This is a genomic window from Streptosporangium sp. NPDC005286, from assembly GCF_040607515.1.
Taxonomy (GTDB): domain Bacteria; phylum Actinomycetota; class Actinomycetes; order Streptosporangiales; family Streptosporangiaceae; genus Streptosporangium.
In genome coordinates this window covers 14,961-35,222 of record NZ_JBEXGU010000072.1, presented here as the reverse complement: position 1 = coordinate 35,222, position 20,262 = coordinate 14,961, and the positions used below count along the sequence as shown (strand labels likewise).

The 20,262-nt window shown below is 69.1% G+C and carries 20 protein-coding genes; 8 read left to right on the top strand and 12 right to left on the bottom strand.

Translation table 11 applies throughout. The features are described 5' to 3' along the window. The first annotated feature begins 105 nt into the window (after window positions 1–105). Window positions 106–1,806, top strand: a complete 1,701-nt coding sequence (sppA, locus tag ABZU75_RS24910; RefSeq protein WP_355558640.1) for a signal peptide peptidase SppA — start codon at window positions 106–108, stop codon at window positions 1,804–1,806. Window positions 1,807–1,888: 82 nt separating this feature from the next. Here sppA and ABZU75_RS24905 read toward each other — a convergent pair whose 3' ends face one another. Then, on the bottom strand, window positions 1,889–2,359 hold the full coding sequence (locus ABZU75_RS24905) for a flavin reductase family protein (RefSeq protein ID WP_355558637.1): 471 nt from the start codon (window positions 2,357–2,359) through the stop codon (window positions 1,889–1,891). Between the two features lie 172 nt (window positions 2,360–2,531). Between ABZU75_RS24905 and ABZU75_RS24900 the strand changes: the two genes are divergently transcribed. After that, complete coding sequence (locus tag ABZU75_RS24900; RefSeq protein WP_355558635.1) at window positions 2,532–3,266, top strand: alpha/beta hydrolase; 735 nt, start codon at window positions 2,532–2,534, stop codon at window positions 3,264–3,266. Between the two features lie 720 nt (window positions 3,267–3,986). On the opposite strand, the gene ABZU75_RS24895 is transcribed toward ABZU75_RS24900, so the two are convergent. Further along, a complete protein-coding gene (locus ABZU75_RS24895) occupies window positions 3,987–4,088 on the bottom strand; it encodes a helix-turn-helix transcriptional regulator (RefSeq protein WP_355558658.1) in 102 nt (33 codons plus the stop codon). A 345-nt stretch (window positions 4,089–4,433) separates the two neighbouring features. Between ABZU75_RS24895 and ABZU75_RS24890 the strand changes: the two genes are divergently transcribed. Both ABZU75_RS24890 and ABZU75_RS24885 read left to right on the top strand, forming a co-directional pair. Further along, complete coding sequence (locus tag ABZU75_RS24890; RefSeq protein WP_355558632.1) at window positions 4,434–4,961, top strand: hypothetical protein; 528 nt, start codon at window positions 4,434–4,436, stop codon at window positions 4,959–4,961. Next, entirely contained in the window at window positions 4,958–5,659 is a 702-nt protein-coding gene (locus ABZU75_RS24885) for a hypothetical protein (protein WP_355558629.1), read from the top strand. The genes ABZU75_RS24890 and ABZU75_RS24885 overlap by 4 nt, the downstream gene beginning before the upstream one ends. Before the next feature lie 45 nt (window positions 5,660–5,704). On the opposite strand, the gene ABZU75_RS24880 is transcribed toward ABZU75_RS24885, so the two are convergent. Continuing rightward, the gene (locus ABZU75_RS24880; RefSeq protein WP_355558626.1) at window positions 5,705–6,928 is read right to left on the bottom strand and encodes a helix-turn-helix transcriptional regulator; all 1,224 of its coding nucleotides are present in this window, start codon (window positions 6,926–6,928) and stop codon (window positions 5,705–5,707) included. A 718-nt stretch (window positions 6,929–7,646) separates the two neighbouring features. Between ABZU75_RS24880 and ABZU75_RS24875 the strand changes: the two genes are divergently transcribed. Both ABZU75_RS24875 and ABZU75_RS24870 read left to right on the top strand, forming a co-directional pair. Beyond that, window positions 7,647–8,045 (top strand): hypothetical protein, encoded by a 399-nt coding sequence (locus tag ABZU75_RS24875; RefSeq protein ID WP_355558623.1) that lies wholly within the window; start codon window positions 7,647–7,649, stop codon window positions 8,043–8,045. After that, the gene (locus ABZU75_RS24870; protein ID WP_355558620.1) at window positions 8,002–8,550 is read left to right on the top strand and encodes an ATP-binding protein; all 549 of its coding nucleotides are present in this window, start codon (window positions 8,002–8,004) and stop codon (window positions 8,548–8,550) included. The genes ABZU75_RS24875 and ABZU75_RS24870 overlap by 44 nt, the downstream gene beginning before the upstream one ends. Before the next feature lie 195 nt (window positions 8,551–8,745). Here ABZU75_RS24870 and ABZU75_RS24865 read toward each other — a convergent pair whose 3' ends face one another. The 4 genes from ABZU75_RS24865 to ABZU75_RS24850 all read right to left on the bottom strand — a co-directional run bounded on the left by ABZU75_RS24865 (window position 8,746) and on the right by ABZU75_RS24850 (window position 12,422). Next, a complete protein-coding gene (locus tag ABZU75_RS24865) occupies window positions 8,746–9,669 on the bottom strand; it encodes an ABC transporter substrate-binding protein (RefSeq protein ID WP_355558617.1) in 924 nt (307 codons plus the stop codon). A 36-nt stretch (window positions 9,670–9,705) separates the two neighbouring features. Further along, a complete protein-coding gene (locus ABZU75_RS24860; RefSeq protein ID WP_355558614.1) occupies window positions 9,706–10,395 on the bottom strand; it encodes an ABC transporter permease subunit in 690 nt (229 codons plus the stop codon). 118 nt (window positions 10,396–10,513) lie between these two features. Further along, the gene (locus tag ABZU75_RS24855; RefSeq protein ID WP_355558611.1) at window positions 10,514–11,176 is read right to left on the bottom strand and encodes an ABC transporter permease subunit; all 663 of its coding nucleotides are present in this window, start codon (window positions 11,174–11,176) and stop codon (window positions 10,514–10,516) included. After that, window positions 11,169–12,422 carry an ABC transporter ATP-binding protein gene (locus ABZU75_RS24850; protein WP_355558608.1) on the bottom strand — a complete coding sequence of 418 codons (1,254 nt, stop codon included), beginning with the start codon at window positions 12,420–12,422 and terminating at the stop codon, window positions 11,169–11,171. The genes ABZU75_RS24855 and ABZU75_RS24850 overlap by 8 nt, the downstream gene beginning before the upstream one ends. A gap of 289 nt (window positions 12,423–12,711) precedes the next feature. On the opposite strand from ABZU75_RS24850, the gene ABZU75_RS24845 reads away from it, so the two are divergent. Next, window positions 12,712–14,634: a hypothetical protein gene (locus tag ABZU75_RS24845; protein ID WP_355558605.1), complete on the top strand. Its 1,923-nt coding sequence runs from the start codon at window positions 12,712–12,714 to the stop codon at window positions 14,632–14,634. Between the two features lie 83 nt (window positions 14,635–14,717). Here ABZU75_RS24845 and ABZU75_RS24840 read toward each other — a convergent pair whose 3' ends face one another. From ABZU75_RS24840 to ABZU75_RS24825, 4 genes are all read right to left on the bottom strand, one after another. Further along, a complete protein-coding gene (locus tag ABZU75_RS24840) occupies window positions 14,718–15,272 on the bottom strand; it encodes a DUF6529 family protein (RefSeq protein WP_355558601.1) in 555 nt (184 codons plus the stop codon). 76 nt (window positions 15,273–15,348) lie between these two features. Continuing rightward, window positions 15,349–15,708: a hypothetical protein gene (locus ABZU75_RS24835; protein ID WP_355558598.1), complete on the bottom strand. Its 360-nt coding sequence runs from the start codon at window positions 15,706–15,708 to the stop codon at window positions 15,349–15,351. An 851-nt stretch (window positions 15,709–16,559) separates the two neighbouring features. Then, a complete protein-coding gene (locus tag ABZU75_RS24830; RefSeq protein ID WP_355558595.1) occupies window positions 16,560–16,727 on the bottom strand; it encodes a hypothetical protein in 168 nt (55 codons plus the stop codon). 23 nt (window positions 16,728–16,750) lie between these two features. After that, the gene (locus ABZU75_RS24825; protein WP_355558591.1) at window positions 16,751–17,377 is read right to left on the bottom strand and encodes a helix-turn-helix domain-containing protein; all 627 of its coding nucleotides are present in this window, start codon (window positions 17,375–17,377) and stop codon (window positions 16,751–16,753) included. A gap of 359 nt (window positions 17,378–17,736) precedes the next feature. On the opposite strand from ABZU75_RS24825, the gene ABZU75_RS24820 reads away from it, so the two are divergent. Then, on the top strand, window positions 17,737–18,801 hold the full coding sequence (locus tag ABZU75_RS24820; protein ID WP_355558588.1) for a glycoside hydrolase family 19 protein: 1,065 nt from the start codon (window positions 17,737–17,739) through the stop codon (window positions 18,799–18,801). Window positions 18,802–19,086: 285 nt separating this feature from the next. Here ABZU75_RS24820 and ABZU75_RS24815 read toward each other — a convergent pair whose 3' ends face one another. Continuing rightward, window positions 19,087–20,259 (bottom strand): lipid-transfer protein, encoded by a 1,173-nt coding sequence (locus ABZU75_RS24815; RefSeq protein WP_355558585.1) that lies wholly within the window; start codon window positions 20,257–20,259, stop codon window positions 19,087–19,089. Window positions 20,260–20,262: the final 3 nt, after the last annotated feature.

Sequence of the window (20,262 nt, the reverse complement as noted above, 5' to 3'; positions counted from 1 at the left end):
CCGGTGAAAGCAGGACACCGGTGACCCGCCCCCCGCCTCCCCGGAAAGCCGGTGAACCTTCGCCGATCCGCATAAGCCCGGTATGTGTCGCTTAGGGTGAAGGGCATGGACGCGACCAAGGTGATCATCGATACCGTCGACCGCTTCAAGCAGCGGCGTACCGCTCCACTGGTCCTTGAACTCGACCTCACCGAAGGTCTGACCGACGGCGCCCCGTCGGATCCGCTGGGCGCCATCCTCGCGATGCGCAAGACGAGCCTGGCCGACGTGCTGGCCGGGCTCAAGCGTGCCAGGAAGGACGACCGGGTCAAGGCCCTGATCGTCAAGATCGGCGTCCAGTCACCGGGGCTCGCGGCCGTCCAGGAGCTCCGCCAGGCCGTCGCCCTCTTCCGGGCCTCGGGCAAGCTGACCGTCGCGTTCGCCGAGAGCTTCGGCGAGTTCGGCGGGGGCACCGTTCCCTACTATCTGGCCAGCGCATTCGAGCGGGTCTACCTCCAGCCGTCCGGCGACGTCGGGCTCACCGGCATCGCGATGGAGCAGCGCTTCCTGCGGGGTGCGCTCGGCAAGCTCGGCGTCGAGTACCAGCTCGGCCAGCGGCACGAGTACAAGACGGCCGCCAACACCTTCACCCAGGACCACATGACCGACGCCCACCGCGAGTCGATGGGCCGCATCACCGAGTCGGTCACCGAGCAGGTCGTGGCGGGCGTCGCCGAGGGGCGCGGGCTGGAGCCCGCCAGGGTACGCGAGCTGATCGACCAGGGCCCGTTCATCGGCGCCGAGGCCGTCGACGCCGGGCTCGTCGACCGGATGGCCTACCGCGACGAGGTCTACGACGAGGTCAAGCAGGAGGTCGGCGACAACGCGCTGCTGCTGTACGTCGGCCGCTACGCCAAGGCGCTGACCGCGAAGAAGCTCCCGCACCCGGGCGAGCAGGCCGTCGCGCTGGTCCGCGGCAACGGCGCGATCCGGCTCGGCCGCAGCGGCCGCAGCCCGATGGGCGGCGGCGGCGCGATGGGCTCCGACACCGTCTGCGCCGCACTGCGCGCGGCCCGCCGCGACGACGGCGTCAAGGCGGTCGTCTTCCGGGTCGACAGCCCCGGCGGCTCGTACGTGGCCTCCGACGCCATCTGGCGCGAGGTGGTGCTCACCCGCAAGGCCGGCAAGCCCATCGTGATCTCGATGGGCGACCTGGCCGCCTCCGGCGGATACATGGTCTCGATGGCCGCCGACGTCATCGTGGCCCAGCCGGGCACGCTCACCGGCTCCATCGGCGTGTTCGGCGGCAAGGCGGTCATCGGCGGCCTGCTGGAGAAGATCGGCGTCACTTCGGAGACCGTCGGCGAGGGTGCCAACTCCGGGATGTTCTCCCCCACGAACGCCTTCTCCGAGGCGCAGTGGGCGCGGATCAACGCCTGGCTCGACCGGGTCTACGACGACTTCGTGAACAAGGTCGCCGAGGGGCGCGGCCTGACCCGCGAGCGCGCCCACGAGCTGGCCAAGGGCCGGGTCTGGACCGGGGCCGACGCCCTGGAGAACGGGCTCGTCGACGAGCTCGGCGGTCTGGAGGACGCCCTGGCCGTGGCCCGCAGGAAGGCCGGTCTGCCCGCCGACGCCCCGGTGCGCGCCTACCCCAGGCTCAACCCGCTGGAGCGGCTGCGCCCCGCGGAGTCCAGCGAGGACAAGGCCGCCGCGCTGGCCCAGGTCCGCGTGGAGGCATGGGGCCCCCTCGCCCATCTCGCGGGCGAGCTGGGCCTGCCCTCGTACGGGCCGCTCATCCTGCCGGGCTCGTGGACGATCCGCTGACCGCGTTCTCTGGTGAATAAGCCGCCGCGTTCGAACGCGGCGGCTCTTGCCGTACGAGAAGAATGAGCCATGGCTCGCCGGGTCAGCGGTAGCGACTCCGGTAGCGCGACAGCGGCAGAACGGACGCGTCGACGTAGTCGACCCCGAGGACCTTGGCGATGAAGAGCGTGTGGTCCCCGGCCGGAACGACCTTGACCGTCTCGGCCTCCAGCGCGGTGACCCCGCCGTCCACGATGAGGGCCCCGCTCTGCTCCCCCCGGTGATGCGGCATGCCCGCGAGCAGCAGCCTGGCACCGGGACGGCCCGCGGTGGCGAACCGGCTGGCGACCGTCTTCTGCCCGGCCGACAGCACGCTGGCGGCCCAGCGGTCGTGCCGGAGCAGCAGCTCGTTGAGGTATCCGGCGTTGTCCAGGCTCACCATCACCAGCGGCGGATCCAGCGAGATCGAGGTGAACGTGCCGACCGTGACCCCCACATCGTCCCGCTCGTCCTTCACCGTGACGACCGTCACCCCGGTCACCACCTGGGCCATGGACTCGACGAACTCGTTCATGCGGCAATCATCCCGGATGCTCAGCCTTCGCCGGGCAAGCCCGTGGCCGCACCGCGCTGATCAAGGTTTCGCCAGGTAGGACAGCGACGGCACTGGACGGGTCGCGCCATCGGCCGGATAGCCGCCCCTCTGGCATCATGGTCACCGGCCGACGCGACGGGAGCAGTTCCATATGCATGTCGAGACGCATGGTCCCGCCGGTGCCCCGCCCGTGCTCCTGCTGCACGGTGGTGGTGTCGCCGGTTGGATGTGGGAGCCGGTGCGGGAGCGTCTCGCGCGCGACCACCGGGTGATCGTCCCGGACCTGCCCGGCCACGACCGCAGCGCGGACGAGACGTATCACTCCCATGCCCGCACCGCCGAAGCCTTGACGAAGCTCCTCCACGACATGGGCGGTCGCGTCTCCGTCGCCGGGTTCTCCCTGGGCGCGCAGCTGACGGTCCTGCTCGCCGCACACCGGCCCGAGCTCGTGGAACGCGTGGTCGTGGTCAGCGCGCAGGCCAAGCCCATCGCGGCCGCCGGGTTCACCCTCGGCCTGCTCGGCGCCACCGCCGGGCTCGCCCGGCAGCGGTGGTTCGCCAGGTTGCAGGCCAAGCAGCTGTTCGTCCCCGGCCCGCTGCTCGACGACTACGTCCGCACGTCCGCGAGCGTCTCGAAGCAGACCCTGCTCGCCGCGGTCGGCGAGAACCTGCGCTTCACGCCGCCGCCCGCCTGGTCGCGTTTTCCCCGCGAGGCGCTGATCCTCGCCGGCGGGCGTGAACGGGGCCTGATGCGGGAGTCGGCCCGCGTGCTGCACGAAGCCCTGCCGGGCAGCGAGCTGGAAATCGTGGCGGACTGCGGGCACGGCATCCCGCTGCAACGGCCCGACTGGTTCGCGGACCGGGTGCGTGACTGGCTCGGCGCATGACCCGGCCGCCGAGCCGCACCCCTGGGCGCTCGACGCTAGAGTAAATCGTTTTCGGTCATTCAGGGGGCCCGCATAGGCCGTCCCAGTGTCGACACGAACGTGATCCTCGACGCCGCCGCGGAACTAGTCGCCGAACGGGGCCTCGGCGGGGTCAGGACCGCCCCATCGACTCCGCCCGTGCCCAAGAGCTCTACCACCCATAGGACGGACAACCCAGCCGGGGTGACACGATCGCTGATCGCCTACGACCTCTAATTATTCGGAATGACTCGTCTAGCACCGTGACAGGCGTTTCCGTACTAGACGAGCTACTGCAAGTAGCGCCACCTTGTCCACAGCGCCCGCTATTGATAAGTACAAAGTTCCATGAACAGCAGCAGAGCAAAAGGGAAACACCTACGGCTGCCCGGGAAAGACGATTATCGGCTCAGAGAGGGATCGAAATGACACGGACACTCGTTGGGCGCCTCCCATGCCGTTCCGTCATCGGATGTGTAAGCGCCGCGGCACTGGTGTTCGCGCTGGCCGGATGCGGGGAGGGGCCGTATCTCCCAAATGCCCCTGAATAAGCAGAAGCCGATCTGAGTACGCCGAGCGCCTCCGATGAAGCCACGCAACCACTACTCAAGCTGAGTCCGGGCTACCTCCACTGGCACACAAAGACCCCTCATGGCGTACCGAAGGCCGAAGGTTTCAGCAGGGCGCGGGCGAGGATGTTGATCAACGCGATGGAGTCCAGGGGATGCCGTCGTTCTCGACTCCGGACACCCGGGACTGCGTTCGGCCGACCCGCCGGGCCAGTTCGGTCTGGGTAATGCCCATCCGCTTACGAGCACGCCGTACGCGCGTCCCCACACTCTCCGCCGCCGGGTCCAAGGAGGCCATGAGCCCAAGGTAACCCGCGATGAAGCGCCTGGCTCCTTTCCTCGCCGAAGTATCAACCACGCTGATGTCGCCACCTCTGCGCGATCAAAAATTCACCCGCTGAGAACGGTGGTCTCTCCTAACAGGCAGGTGGATCGATATGCCCTGGGGATCGGGACTGCTTGCTCGTCTTGTGGTATTCGCCCCTCAACGCCCGTATTTGGTGTTGACTTACCCCTTATGTCAGCCGATCTTGGTGCTTCTCGATGGGGTCCTCGTGAATGGGGCGTGCTCGGGGTCGCGATGCTGCTGCTCGCGGTGAGTTTCTGGGAGTGGTTCGGTATCAGCTGGGCGGTCTCGGATCAGTACGGGGACCGCACCGAGCAGTCGACGGCGAACGCCTGGCAGGCCTCCACCACCTGGTCGGTCGCGGTGCTGCTGGTGGTGGTCGCCGCGCTGCTGTGGAGCCTGCGCGGCGTTGCCGCCGCGTCACGATGGAGTCGGCCTGCCGCGCTCACCCTTGTCGTCCTCGGCGTCGCTCTCACGACGTGGCAGTGGTGGAACATTCACCCGGGCGAGAAGGGGTCGTTTTACGACGAGCTCGAAATCTTGTCTGATTTCGACTCGCCCACCGTCGTATCCCAACCCGAAGAGCAGATCGGAGCCATCATTCGGGACGACTTGTTCAGCTTCCATCACCCTGGCTACAGCGCGGACGTACGTCCCGGTCTCTATATCGCGCTGTTTCTGCTCGTGCTGGAACTCGTTCTCATGGTCAGCGCGTTCCTTCCGCGCATCCCACTACGGCGAGACAGGGCGCAGACAGGATGAACGATCACGTGATCGACAGGGAGCGCGTCAGGGATGTGCTGTCCATCGGGATCGCTGTCGGCGTCCTGATCTGGGGCGCCGTCGGCGCGTGGACGGCCGTCACCGTGCAGAACTACCCGTGGAACCAGTGGGTGCCGTTCGCCAACGGAGCGAGCAAGGGCGTGCTACTCGGCATGCTCGCCGCTGCCGGCGTCGCCATCGCACTGGCCGGTGGCTCGCGGACCGGATGGCGATGGGCCGTGTTCATCGGCGCGCTGATCGGTGGCGGCCTGCTGGGTACGATCAAGGATCTCCTTGGTCCGCCGGCCCCCGCGGTGTACTTCGAGGAGTCGATTCCCGATGAGCGGTGGTACGGAACGACGATGCTGCTGCACTGGACGGGCAAGGTGGTGCTGCCCGCCCTGCTGTGTGCAGTGATTCTGACCCTGCTCGCGGCGCGTCCGTACCGGCGGACACAGTCGCTCCTGGCCGGTGCGGCACTTGCCCTCGCGGGTGTCGCGCTGCTCCTGCTTCCGGCGATCGCCTCAGCTCTCGCACCCGAGGTCCAGGGCAATGGCCAGCACGTCAACGAGGGCTTCAAAGCGGGACTAATCTGCTGGATCGTCGGAATCCCGGTGTTGGCCGTCGGCATGCTTCGAACGTTCTCGCTCCGCACCGGCCGGCGCGGAGCGCGCACAGAGCGGATACGTTCCCAGTAGCTGTGACGCCCAAGATCTAACGACCTGCCACCCAAATCGAACGTTTCAAAGGATGTGCATGCGTGTGCCGAGGCGACGGATGCGTTCGCGGTAGCTGTAGCGCTCCAGGTCCAGGAGGGTCCGTACGGCCTGCTGGGCCATCGGGTGGTTGCGGATGAGCATCGGGGCGATCTTCTCAGCGCGTTCGAGTGCGGCCAGGGCATCGTCGCGCCTGCCGCACCACAGCAGTCCTCGGGCGTGGTCGAGATGGTGGTGACCTGCGCGGCCGGCCTGCACATCTTTGGGGAGCCGTATCGCCTCTCCGCGCTGCACGGCCTTCGGCCCGTCCCCCAACTCGACAGCCACAGCGACGCCGTGGATATCGACGTTGGCCTGGTTGGTGGACAGGTCGTAGTAGTTGGTGCGCTGGCGCGAACCAAGCCTGGCGACCGCCTCGGCCGCGAGCCGGTGGCGTGACCAGGCCTCGTCGGCGTCGTTCTTCCGCGCCGCGGTGATCGCGGCTCGTAGTTGGAGCCCGCCCCAGACGGCCAGCGCCTCGGCTTGGCCTGCCGTGTAGTCGTCCTCGATGTTCGCGCATGCCTTGTCAAGCACGGCGAGCGCGTCGTTCCACGACGTGCTGGCCCACAGGCCTCGTATCCGCAGGTAGGTGAACACGGCCTCGTGGTAGGGGTCGCCCGCCTGTTCCCCGGCCCAGCGGACCCGATTGGTGGCGGTCAGGGAGAGGTCCGCGTAGCCGAGGTTGTAGACCACCGAGTCAGCCGCCAGGTAGGTCAGTCCGAGCAGTCTGAACGCCGCACTTCGATCAGGCTCCGCGTACAGATGGGTGGCTGCCTGTAGCTCGGAGAGCAGAGCCGGTAGTTCCTCCGCCAGCTCGGCATAGCGCGCCTCTCGCCGTAACCAGCGCGCACGTTCGGTCGCCGCGTGAAGTTCGGGCAGTGGCCGTACCGCTCCGGTCCATTCGGGGTCGAGGTCGTAGCGTTCCAGCTGGCGGCGGATCTCGGGGATCGCCGAGTGTCCACGGTCCTGGCTCGGGCTGTCGCCTCGGTAGGGGCGCGCGGTGAGCTCGTTGGGGTGCATGCGCAGGGCCTTGGCGAGGGTGTTGACCAGCGCGATGGAGTCCAGGGCAAGGCTGTCGTTCTCGATCGCCGACACCCAGGACTGGGCGCGACCGACACGCCGGGCCAGTTCGTTCTGCGTGATGCCCACGCGCTTACGAGCGCGCCGCACACGGGTTCCCACACTCTCCGCCGCCGGGTCTGAGTAGGCCATGGCCTCAAGGTAACCCGGCGCGACCTGCTTGACCTCCCCCTGCGCCAAAGTATCAGCGGCGCTGATGTCGGTATCTCTCCGCGTTCATAGCGTCACCTTCCGTGAGTGACGGCAGGCGCGGGTGCGACAGGAGATACCCCTGCCCTCTGCGCACTCTGACCGCGACCGAATCGGCCTTCAAGCAAGCGGCGCCTCACCCGCACAGGGGGAGCCGTCTTGGCCGAGGACCGCGAACATCCAGAAAACCAAGTCCCAGAACCTCATGAAAACGGCTCTGCCCGGCGAGTGACGTCGCCTGGCAGAGCCTCGCCCGCACACTGGAGGTGCGAACTGTGCTCAACCCTAGTAGAGCCTGCAAGATCATCAGGGTTCGCTGGCATGCTGAGCGACCCCCCTCGCCCCTGGGCTGCCGCTGGTGCGGTCATCCCCCCTACGCCCACGACGTGGACAGCCTGCCGCACCGGCCCGGACACCTGTGGGAACAGCCCACCCCCGCCCAGGTCCGCACCCGCATGGCGGCCCGGCGCCGTCTCGGGCTCTGCGGCCGACTGCCCGCGCCCACCGTCGCCGCCTGCCCGCCGAGCCGTCCGCTCACGGGCGCTCTCTCCAGTCGCGGACGCCGCTCGCAACCGGCCGCCCCACTGTACGGACGAGAATCGCCGCCGGATGTGCGGCCCGGACCGGGCAGGCGCGAACCACACCGCAAGGCGGTGACGGCATGACCCTCGTCGACACCACCTCCCGGCACGAGCCCGCCGAAGAGACCGGAGCGCTGCATACGCTGGCGCTGCGGTTCACCGGCTGGCACCTCTGGTACGGCAAGGCCACCGGCCGCTACTGGGCACTCTCCCCCACCTGGTGCCGAGAGCACATCGGCCTGATCGAGGCCGACACCCCCACCGAACTGGCCGCCCAGATGCAGCACATCGAGGACTTCCGCCGCCACCTCGCCCCCGGCCGCCCCAACCGCCCCCTCTCAACGAAAGAAGTCCCGCTCCCCGAAAGCAGCACAGACATCAAGGTCGCTGGAAATACCGAGCACAACACGACCGAGCACAAGGGAGGTGACCGAGATGGCAGCACGCCTGTTGTCCGCGCTCGTCGGCGTACTCGCTGACCGCTTCCGTACACCAGCCGACGGCGCCATATGGTCACCGCACCTGGGCCGAATTCCCGGCTGGTCGGCACCTCTGGGCCACACGCCCGTCATCTCCCAGCGGTTCGCGGCCACCCCCGACCAGGTCAGACCCGCACGCGTCTTCGTCGCCGAACTCCTCGGCGACGACCACCCGCTCCGTGACGACGCCGTGCTCCTCACCAGCGAACTCGCCACCAACGCCGTCGAGCACTCCAGCGGACCACTCGATGCCCGACCGCGCGACGCGGGACCGGTCGACCGCCCACGGGAGTTCGTCATCACGGTGGCCTTCCTCCCCCACGGCGCACTCATCACCGTCCAGGACCCCGGCGCCTCGGAGGTCCCCTGTACGAGGAAGCCCGGCCTGGACGCCACCGGCGGCCGAGGACTCATGCTCGTCAACGACCTCTCCACCCGCTGGGGATTTCACCGCGACTTCACCGGAACCGTCATCTGGTTCGAGCTCTGCTCGACCAGCGGGTAACCCCTGATCACGGCGCCTCGCCTCGGTTCCGGCTTCCTCGCCGCCGGAGTTCGCGACGATGTCCGCGCGGATATCGCTCCAATCGGTTCTCCGCCTCGCGTTCTCGCGGGTGATTTCCAGCGCGTCGGCTGGATACCGTCTCCGAGAACGCGAACCGGCCCCGGACAAGACGTCCGGGGCCGGTCGGATGGATCGCTAGAGCAGGCCGTTCTGAGTGAGCCAGTCCTTGGCGACCGCTTCGGCGTCGTCCTTGTCGACCGCGACGCGCTTCATCAGCGCGACCAGGCCGGCGGTGTCGAGTTTGGCGGAGACCGCGTCGAGGGTGGTCTTCACCGTGTCGTTCACGCCCGCCTTGTTGACCAGGGGGGCGATGTTCTCCGCGGCGAAGGCGCTCTTGTTGTCCTGGAGGGAGACCAGGTCATTGATGATGATCTTCGGGTCGGTGGTGAAGACGTTGCCGACCTGGACGGTGCCGTCCTTGATGGCGTCGGCGGTGGCGTCGCCGGTCTTCTTCCACTCCTTGAACTCCAGGCCGTAGGTGTCCTTGAAGTTCTTCTCCTGGCGGGTCTTGAACTCCGGCGGGCCGCCCACCGCGTAGTTCTTGGCGACCTTGACCAGGTCCTCGATCGTGGTGAGACCCTCCTTGGTGGCGGTCTCCTTGGTGACGGTCAGCGAGTTGTTGTCCTCGGCCGCGGCGGGCGTCAGGACCTCCAGCTCGGCCGGGAGCTTCTCCTTGAGCGCGGCGACGACGTCGTCCTTCGACTTCGCCGTGGCGGTGTTGTCGACGAAGGCGAGGAGCGAGCCGATGTACTCCGGCAGGATGGTCAGGCCGCCGCTCTTGACCTGGTCGTACAGGACCTCGCGGCTGCCGATGTTGAACTTCTCCTCGACCTGGACGCCCTTGGCGGCCAGGGCCTGCGAGTAGATCTCGCCGAGCAGGACGTTCTCCGGGAAGTTGGCCGACCCGATGACGACCTTCCCGGCGGCCGCCGGCTCGGAGGCGGACCCGGATTCGGCGGGAGCCGGGGACGCGCTGGTGAGGGGATCTCCGCCGCCGCACGCGGTAAGTGTGAGCGCCGCGGACAGAAGGATCGCCGCGGTGCTGAACAGGCGCTTCATGGTGCTATTCCCTTCCAAAACGGGGGGTAATGAAGACTATCGGATGGTCTGGCGCTCGCTCACCCCCGGGGAGACCGTTGCGCGCTGTACCAGGGTGAACCCGAGCTGAACGAGAAGCGCCAGCAGTGCTACGAGAACCGCTCCGCCGATCGTGCTCGGGAAGTTCTTGGTCGCGAGACCGTCGATGATGAAGCGGCCAAGGCCGCCCAGACCCACGTACGCGGCCACGGTCGCGGTCGCCACCACCTGGATGGCGGCCAGTCGCAGGCCGAGCAGGATGAGCGGCAGCGCGACCGGCACCAGCACCCGGCCGAGAACCTGCCCGCCCCGCAGTCCCATACCGTACGCGGCGTCGCGCAGGTCCGGGTCGACCCCGCGGATGCCCTCGTAGGTGTTGACCAGGATAGGCGGCACGGCCAGCGCCACCAGCGGGATCAGCACCGGCAGGATGGTGCCGACGCCCATCAGCAGCACGATGAGGACGAGCAGGCCGAGCGTCGGCAGGGCGCGGGCCGCGTTGGCGATGGAGACCACCAGCAGGGCGCCCCGGCCGGTGTGGCCGATCAGCAGCCCCAGCGGGAGCGCGATCAGCATGGCCAGCAGCAGCGAGAGCCCGGCGAACTCCAGGTGTTCGAGCAGCCGGACGGGAATCCCGTCCGGCCCCGACCAGTTGACCGGGTCCCCGAAGAAGTCGATCAGCCAGTTCACGCGGACCCCCTCGCCCACGACCACAGGGTGAATCGCTGACCAGACGTACGGCTTCCGGTGGCGACTCCGGCGAGGCGGCGACCGGAGATCCGGGGCACCACACCGGCCGGGTCACCAAAAAGGTCGATCAGCCGGTTCACGCGGACCCCCTTGCCCGCGACCACGGGGTGAGCAGGCGCTGCGCCAGGATCAGCAGCAGGTCGGCGACCCCCGCGAGCACCACGACCAGCACGATGCCGACCACGATCGGGGTGTAGAACTGCCGCTGCCAGCCGTCGATGAACAGGTAGCCGAGCCCTCCCCTGCCGACCAGCGCGCCCACGCTGACCAGGCTGACGCTGGCGACCGTGGCCACCCTGAGCCCGGCCAGCACGACCGGCACCGCGATCGGCAACTCGACCTGGAGCAGTCTGCGCAGCGGGGTGAAGCCCATGGCCACCGCGGACTGGCGCACGTGGTCGGGGACCGAGCCCAGCCCGTCGACGACCGCCGGGATGAGCACCGCCATGGCGTAGAAGGTGAGCGGGACCATCACGGTCAGCCGCGTCGCGAGGCCGGTGACCGGGATGAGCACGATGAAGACGGCCAGCGAGGGCAGCGAGTAGATCACGTTCATCACGCCGACGGTCGGCTGGTAGAGCCAGCGCCAGCGGGCTCCGGCCAGCCCGAGCGGGAGCGCGATGAGCAGCCCGACGACGATCGGGACCAGCGCCATCACGATGTGGTCCTCCAGCAAGCCCTGGATCGTGGGCCAGTTGCGCCCGATCCAGTCCCAGCGGACCAGGGGTTCCTCACTCACCCGCGTCCCCCGTGCCTCCCGCGCCCTCACCGGGGCTTTCCGCGTCCGCCGCGGATCCGGCCGCGATTCCCGTGCCTCCGGTGGATCCGCCGACACCTCCCGTGCCCCCCGCGGAGCGGGAACCCGGCACCGATCCGCCGACGCTCCCCGCCACCACGGCCAGCGCCTCGTCCAGGGCCTCGCGGGTGGCGACGCCCACGGCCCTGCCCGCCCCGTCCACCGCGACGGCGTTGCCCGACGGGGAGAGCAGCGTCGCGTCCAGCGCGCCGCGTAGCGAGTCGCGCCCGCTGACGAACGTCCCGTACGGCGCGAGCTCCACCTCGGCGAGAGTGCCCGACTCGGGCAGGTCCTTGACCGCGACCCAGCCCAGCGGCCGGTTCCCCGCGTCCACCACGGCCAGCCACGGCTCGCCGGCGGCGCGCGCCGAGGCCGACGCGGCGTCGGCGTCGGTGGAGACCGGGACGAGCAGGTCGGTGCGGAGCCGTACCCCCTCGTCCGAGACGAACGAGAGCCGCCGGATGCCCCGGTCGCGGCCGAGGAACTCGCGGACGAAGTCGTCGGCGGGCCTGGCCAGCAGCGTCGCGGGGTCGTCGAGCTGGGCCAGGTGGCCCCCGACGCGGAAGACGGCCACCCGGTCGCCGAGCTTGACCGCCTCGTCGATGTCGTGGGTGACGAACACGATGGTCTTGTTCAGCTCGGCCTGGAGCCGTAGCAGCTCCTCCTGCAGGCTGGTCCGGACGATCGGGTCGACCGCGCTGAACGGTTCGTCCATCAGCAGCACCGGCGGGTCGGCGGCGAGCGCGCGGGCCACGCCGACGCGCTGCTGCTGGCCGCCGGAGAGCTGGAAGGGGTAGCGGTCGGCCATCTTCAGATCGAGCCCGACCCGCTCCAGCAGTTCCATCGCCCGGTCACGGGCCTTCTTCTTCTCCCAGCCGAGCAGCAGGGGAACCGTCGCCACATTGTCGACGATCTTGCGGTGCGGGAAGAGCCCGGCCTGCTGGATGACGTAGCCGATGCCCCGACGCAGTGTCGGCGGGTCTATGGTCTTGACATCGACGCCGTCCAGGAGGATCTGGCCCTCCGTGGCGTCGATCATTCTGTTGATCATGCGGAGGGAGGTCGTCTTGCCGCACCCCGAGGGGCCGACGAAGACGGTGATCTCCCCGGTGGGCACCTCAAGGCTCAGGTCGTCCACCGCTACGGTGCCGTCAGCGTAGCGCTTGGTGACACCGTTGAATGTGATCATGCGCAACCTCTTGTTTTCGCCGGGTTACGGCCCCCCTGCCCCGGCCGCCTCCCTGATCTGGCCCAAGTCAGCCTATGCCCCACTTCTCCGATCTGTCTTCCCGGCTTTGTCCGGTAGATCGACATGTGTATTTCTCACCAAAAGGGCATTCGGTAGTGCGGGAGGTGCCCATGACTTGACATGATTACCCACATTGCTGGAGTTGATCCCTCTGGCACCGTACGTCACAGGCTTCACAGCCGCCCCAGCTCTTCACCACGCTCGACGAACCACCAGAGGAACCGGTCCCGTGACCCAACCGCTCCTCGGTCAACGCTCGCGCGGCGAACTGATCGCCGAGCTCTACGACCGCCACGCAGCAGGGCTGTACGCCTACTCCCGCGACCAGCTGGGCAGCGCGGACTCGGCCTTCGACGTCTTGGTGACCGTTCTGTCCAGTGTCACGGACACCCACCCCCCGCGCGCCGCGCTGTACGCGCTCGCCCGCCGCGAGATCTTCCTGCGCGACATCGTCTACTCGCCCCCGGTCACCGGCCTGGACCCGGTCCCCGCCCTCGTCGAGCGCGTGCTGAGCGAGCTGCGCACCCACCAGCGCGAGGTGCTGTACCTGTCGGGCGTCTGCGAGATGAACGCCGCCGAGCTGTCCTGGGTGCTCGACGTGGCCGTCGACACCGCCGACGAGCTGACGGTGAGCGCCTGCCGCAGGTTCGCCCAGTCGCTGGGCGCCGCCCTGGCCTCGGCCCGGATCCCCGCGCACCTGACCGAGGTGTTCGGCGCCCTCGCCGTCGCCCCGGTCCGCGACGTGCTCGTCCTCGCGCCCTGGGCCACCCCTCCCTCCGGGCTGCGCGCCGCCGTGCTCGGACCGCGGGCACCGCTCGCTCCCGTCGCCAGACGGTCAACGTCCCCGCTGGTCAGGCAACTGTGGCCGACGTCACCCGCCTGGCCGCCGCCGTCTCCCGAGAACGACGCCCAGACCAGCGCCCCGGCCTTCCCCGTGCCGGACCACATGGCGGGCGACCGCTTCCCGGACCCCTTCGCGCCGAGGGAGCCCGGCACGGTCTCCACCCACGAGGCCAGCACCGAACCGCTGCTCAGGCTCGGCGACTCGGTGCTCACCGCTCTGGACACCGCGGCCCTGCGGCCGCGCCGCCGGCTCCAACGTCCCAGACCGCGCCGGGCGGCACCGCTGTCGGCGCCCATCCCGGGGGACGTGCTGGAGGGCGCCCCCGTACGGGAGAACCTGTTCCGCCCGCTCAGCCCCGAGGCGCGGGCGGCCCGCGTCTACACCGACAGGCTCGTCGCCGCCGCGCCCCGCCCCGAGGCCGCACCCGCCGATCCGCCCGCCGATCCCACGCCCGTCGAGACGCCCAAGGCTCCGTCCGCCGAGGCCCCTCGCACGCCCCTCACGATCGCCCCGGCTCCCGGACCCGTGCCGGGAGATGTGCTGGACGATGTGCCCACCGCGCACCCGCTCCCCGGCTGGCCCCTGCAGACCGATCAGCTCGACGCCCTCTCCGACGCCGAGCGCCACCGGCCTCTCTTCCCTGTCAGGTCCGCACAGGTGGAGACTCCTGACGGCGAAACCGGTCGCGCACAACCGCCGATGCCCACCTGGGCCACACCGGCCCCCGACCCCGAAACCGGTCGCGTGCAGCCGCCGATGCCCACCTGGGCCACCGACCCCGTTCAGACGCCCGCGGTCAACTGGTTCACGGACGCCGCTCCCTCCGGCACCGAGACCGGCGACGAGACCGGCACCGGAACAGACGCTCAGACCGACGAGACCCCGACGGCCCTTCCCGCCTGGTCTCCCCGGCCTGACCATCTCAGCACCCCGGCGGGCCGTGCCCAGCTGCGCCTGCCCAGCTGGATCATGCGGGTCGACCAGCCGGACGACGCCCCGCCGCACACCGTGCCTCCGAACTACACCGCACCCCAGGACCAGTACGACGCGCAGTGGAGCGAGCCGACGACCGCGCAGGAAGGCGATTCCGGGGCGGAGACCGGCGAGGCCGGGACGGCGGAGACAGGGCTCCGGCTTTCCGGACGGGCCGGATCCCGCAGGCGTGCGGGCCGCCGGGCGGCACGCAGACACAAGGCGCCGGCGAAGGTCTCCCACCACGACTGGGCCTGGGAAGTGATCGGCTTCATCATCGCGGTGGCGATCGCCATGATCGTCTTCTTCGCGGTACCAATGATCACAACCCCGTGAAGCCGCCCTGATTCCTTCGCCGGCCCTTCGGGGACCTGATCTCCGCAGGTCGGCAATGGAACCGCCGTGGGAGCTCCGCCAAGCTACGGCTGGGTCAGCTGCCAGAGTGCCGCTGAGGACCACAGGATCGCGATGAGGGTGACCAGGGTGCCGCCGGCGACCGGCAACGCCCAGGCGGGTAGGTACCGGCTGCGGACGAGGAGTACCTTCGCGGCGAATGCGCCGTAGAAGAAGCAGCCGGCGAGGGAGTGCAGGGCGACCCGGGCGTTGTCCAGCTGCACTCCGTAGGTGGTGATGCAGTGGTAGGCGACGGGGAGGGAGAGCACGAACAGCACGGCTCCGCCGATGCGGTGGGCGAGGGGTACCGGGCGGGGGGCTGCGCCGGCCCCGGGTAGCCGCCGGTACATCCACAGCGCCAATATGAGCTGGTAGAGGGCCAGGCCCAGCAGGGCGGTGCCGAGTTGCGCCTTCAGCAGGTTCGCGTCGTTGCCACGGCGTCCGAACAGGCTGCCGGCGTAGTCCGGAGTGTGTATCCGGCCGAACGCGTACAAGGCCGCCGCCACGGCCAGGGCGAGCCCGGCGGCCACCGCCGGCCGCAGCCAGACCGGGCGGGGTGACATCGTCCGTGCTGCTCCCATGTTCGTCTGCTCCCTTCCGTGATTCCGGCCGCCGGCGCCCTCGTAACAGCCCGCTCAGCGTTGCCCGTGTAGTGACTCATGGCGACCGACGGTGCTCAGCCCGTGTCAATGGGGTCCATGCGGGGTCGGGTTTGATCCGTGGGTTGCCTGCGGCGGAGCGGATGGCGGTGATCGGCCGCCAGAACCGGTAGTGGTACTTGGCGTTGTAGACGCCGATGGTGGCATCGGCGATGGTGAGGTTGAGCAGGGTCCGGTTCCACTCGATCACCACGTTGCCCTGTGGCGTCCCCTCGACGGCGTTCGCGGTCGCGAGCGGGGCGGCATGGGCGGCGGGTGCTGCGGCGCCCTGGGCGCCGATCGTCAAGACGGCCACCGCGAGCGCGAGCACAGGCCGCCGCTGGGTTCTCCGCGGTTCTGGAAGCGCGAACATCCTCATGATCCTCCTCCTGTCAGGTAGCAGGGAGAGAAGAGATGACAGGCCAATTCAGCGTTTCCTCGCCGGCCGGCGCCGACCGTGTCGGGGGCCGACGTCCTTAACCCAGTCGGGATTTGGCCGGGCCGGCCGTTACCGTGCCGGCCCGTGTAGCTTGCGTCGCTGGTTTGGCTTGCGGAAGCCGCTCCAGCTCATGGCGAAAAGCACCGCAAAGAAAGACGTAACCAGAAGTCATAATCTCGCTGTTCTTTTCATGGAGAACGGCACCCCTTTGTCAGTGGTGTTCGCCGGTTCGAGCTTTGAAGGCAGAGACCCCTCTTCTGAACGAAGACACTTCCCGATCGGTCAGCCGACGGCGAGAGTTTTCTGCTCACGGGTCACTGCACCAGGGCACCCTCGGTGCCGGAGGTAATCAAACATTCCATACCGTCACACTCTCTACCGTAGCGGACAGCAAGCACACATAGCCATTGCCGCGGCAAAGCCCTATGCAAATTCAGAGCACCGGAGCGCTCATTCCACAGCCGCAGCGCCCGATTACCGTAAGCCTCAGGGGTCGGAGAACAACGGAACGGCAACATGCGCCGCGAACAACGCTACGCGAGCCGTGTCAGCGCGATCACGCCGAGAAAATGATCGATTTTTGGTTGCGATGGAGTGGAAACATATGTCAGGGCGGTGCGCCCAACCGTCCGCACACCGTCATCAAGCTGCGCCGTTGCCGTTTAATGTACGTTTCCGATCCGCCATTTTACACCTGGCGCCATATCGCCTTCGGGAAGGGGGCCGTACAACTCCTGATCCAGGCATCCGAGGCGATGAACCCGAAAGACGCCGCGTCCCCAGCAGATCGTCTACGAGTCCGACTCGAAGAACCCGGCCCGGGTGAACGCCGGGTACCACGAGAGCGGCGGCGGGTTCGTACCGGGGCCGAGCGTGCCGAGTAATGTCACCTCGGGTGACACCTCCTGGCGGCAGGTGATGCGGCACAGGACCCCGTGGGCGGCGTGGGGCCCGCTCACCCCGGGTTCGCCCGCCCCGCGGGTCAGAGCCAGCCTTCGGTGGCGGCGCGCCAGGCCAGCTGCATGCGGGTCTGGGCGCCGGCGAGTTCCATGACGTTCGCGACGCGCCGCCGCACGGTCCGCCGGCTGACCCCCAGCTGGGCGGCGATCGACGCGTCCGGCACGCCGGCGACCAGCAGTGCGAGCAGGTAGAGGTCATCGGAGCCGAGCGGGCAGGGCGTCGTCCCCTCGATGATCCGCAGCGGCGTCGCCCGCTCCCGGTAACCCTCGAACGGCTGGTCGAACCGCTCCCGGAACGTGGCGTGGTCGGACAGGACCTCGACCTGCAGGCCCGCGTCGCGGCGGCGGGCGTTGTCCCGGTACTCCTCGGACAGCCGCTCCACCTCACGCCGAGCCCAGTCGAGCGCCTGCTGGTGGCGGAGGAGTTGCGAGCCCAGCACGATGTCCGGTGCCACGGCGGCGAACCGCCGCCTGCCGGGAGAGACCGTCCTGATCAGTCCCCTGACCCGCATGGCGACCAGCACCGTCTCCGCCGTCTCGGCATCGATGCCCAGATTCCCGATGAGGTCGGTGACATCCGCCTCCGCGGTCGTCACCAGGAACCGGTAGACGCGCTCCTCCACAGGATCGAGCCCGAGGGATTCCAACATGCCGCAATAGTGGCACCCTAAACGCCGATAAAAGTTACATTTAATAGCTAACCGGACGGATCGCGCCCTGGTGAACCGGCGGCGCGCGAGATTCCCCGCGTTTGGAACGCACCCGGCCCGCAATGGCGGGACCCGATGTCCGAACGGGTTGTGACAGTGATCTGTCAAGGCTAGTATCACGGCAACTCTTAGGAAACTTTCTTAAGAGAAAGATCGGATTGGTAGCCCCGCACCTCGCGGCAGACCCGCCCGATCCAGGTATGAGCTGCGCGAACGCGATGACGCGGGCCGTCACCGCGCGAAAGTCCGACCGTCCGGACACCCCACACCATCCGGTTTCCCCCCATGGGAGTGATCAAGTGTTGAGACAGCGCATCATGGCCGCCCTCGCCGCCCTGGCGGTCACCGGCGTGCTCGCGGTCGTCCTGCCGACGTCCTCCGCCTCCGCCGAGAGCTGCGCGGCCGCGTGGAGTTCCTCGGCCGTCTACACCGGCGGCATGACCGCCTCGTACAACGGCCACAACTGGTCCGCGAAGTGGTGGACCCAGAACGAGAGGCCGGGCACCGCCGACGTCTGGGCCGACAAGGGCACCTGCGGCGGCACGACGCCGCCCACGGGCAACTGCAACCACCCGAACTGGGCGGCGGGCACCTGGTACGTCGCCGGCAGCATCGTCAAGTACACCGACGGCCGGTACTACATCGCCGAGCACGACAACCCCGGCTACGACCCGGTGATCAGCACCTGGTACTGGGACCCGTACACCTGCGGCGGCACGACGCCGCCCACCGACCCGCCCACCTCGGGCTTCGTGGTGAGCCAGGCACAGTTCAACCAGATGTTCCCGAACCGGAACCCCTTCTACACCTACAGCGGGCTGACCGCCGCGCTGAGCGCCTACCCCGGCTTCGCGAAGACCGGCAGTGACACCGTCAGGAAGCAGGAGGCGGCCGCCTTCCTCGCCAACGTCAACCATGAGACCGGCGGGCTGGTCCACATCGTTGAGCAGAACACCGCGAACTACCCGCACTACTGCGACGCGAGCCAGCCCTACGGCTGCCCCGCCGGCCAGGCGGCCTACTACGGGCGCGGCCCGATCCAGCTGAGCTGGAACTTCAACTACAAGGCGGCCGGCGACGCGCTCGGCATCAACCTGCTCGGCAACCCGTACCTGGTGCAGAACGACGCGGCGGTGGCCTGGAAGACCGCCCTGTGGTACTGGAACACCCAGAACGGCCCCGGCACGATGACGGCGCACAACGCGATGGTCAACGGCCACGGCTTCGGCCAGACGATCCGCAGCATCAACGGCAGCCTGGAGTGCGACGGCAGGAACCCGGCGCAGGTGCAGAGCCGGATCAACGCCTACCAGAGCTTCACGCAGATCCTCGGTACCCCCCCGGGCAACAACCTGAGCTGCTGAACGACCGGGCGGCCGGTGTGGGTGATCCGCCCTCCGCGACCACCGGAGCCACCGAACGACCGCGTACCCGGCCTCCCGCCGGGCACGCGGCCTCCGCGAAACGTCCCGCCGAGCGCGAACCCGCCAGGCGGTGACCACACGCGTGCGACCCACACGCGTGACACGAAGGGCGCGGCCCACCGGCCGCGCCTTTCCCGCGTTCGCCCTTCCCGCGTTCGCCCTTTCCCCGTGCCGATCCTGCTTCCGCTCCGTTTCCGAGCCCGCCCGGCCGCGAGTGGCGCCGGCTCACTCCGCCGACAGGACCAGCCCGCTGGTCGGCACGCCCGTGCCCGCGGTGACCAGCACGTTGCGTACCGAGGCGAGCTGGTTGGCCGAGGTGCCGCGGATCTGCCTGACGGCCTCGGCGATGCCGTTCATCCCGTGGATGTACGCCTCGCCGAGCTGGCCGCCGTGCGGGTTGACCGGCAGGCGGCCGTCGATCTCGATGCCGCCGTCGGCGACGTAGTCGCGGGCCTCGCCGCGCCCGCAGAAGCCCAGCTCCTCCAGCTGGGTGAGCACGAACGGGGTGAAGTGGTCGTACAGGATGGCCGCCTGCATGTCCGAGGGCCCGAGCCCGGACTGCTTCCACAGCCGGCCGCCGACCACCCCCATCTCCGGCAGGCCCGTCATGTCGTCGCGGTAGTAGCTGGTCATCGTCATCTGACCGGCGCCCGCGCCCTGGGCGGCGGCGGTGATCAGCGCGGGTGACCTGCGCAGATCCCTGGCCCGTTCGGCGGAGGTGACCACCAGCGCCACCGCGCCGTCGCTCTCCTGGCAGCAGTCGAGCAGGTGCAGCGGCTCCGCGATCCACTTCGACGCCTGGTGCTCCTCCAACGTGATCGGGCGCCCGTGGAACCAGGCGGCCGGGTTGGTGGCGGCGTGCCTGCGCATGGCCACCGCCACCCTGCCGAAATCCTCGGAGGTGGCGCCGTAGGCGTGCATGTAGCGCCGGGCGAACATGGCGACCCAGGCGGCCGGAGTCATCAGCCCGTACGGCAGGTGCCAGCTCATGTCCAGACCGTGGGACGTGGGCTCGCCGCCGATCCCGGGGTTGGGCTGGCCGAACCTGCGTCCGGAGCGCTCGTTGAACGCCCGGTAGCAGACCACGGTCTCGGCGACCCCGGTGGCGACGGCCATCGCCGCGTGCAGCACGGTTCCGCAGGCCGCGCCGCCGCCGTAGTGGACACGGGAGAAGAACGACAGGTCGCCGATGCCCACCTCGCGGGCCACGGAGATCTCCTGGTTGGCGTCCTGGGTGTAGGTGACGAGGCCGTCCACGTCCGAGGGCGCCAGGCCCGCGTCGTTGAGCGCCGCGAACACGGCCTCGGCGGCGAGCTGGAGCTCGGACCGGCCTGACTGCTTGGAGAACTCGGTCGCGCCGATGCCGGCGACGGCCGTACTCCCGGAAAAGGAGACCACGCT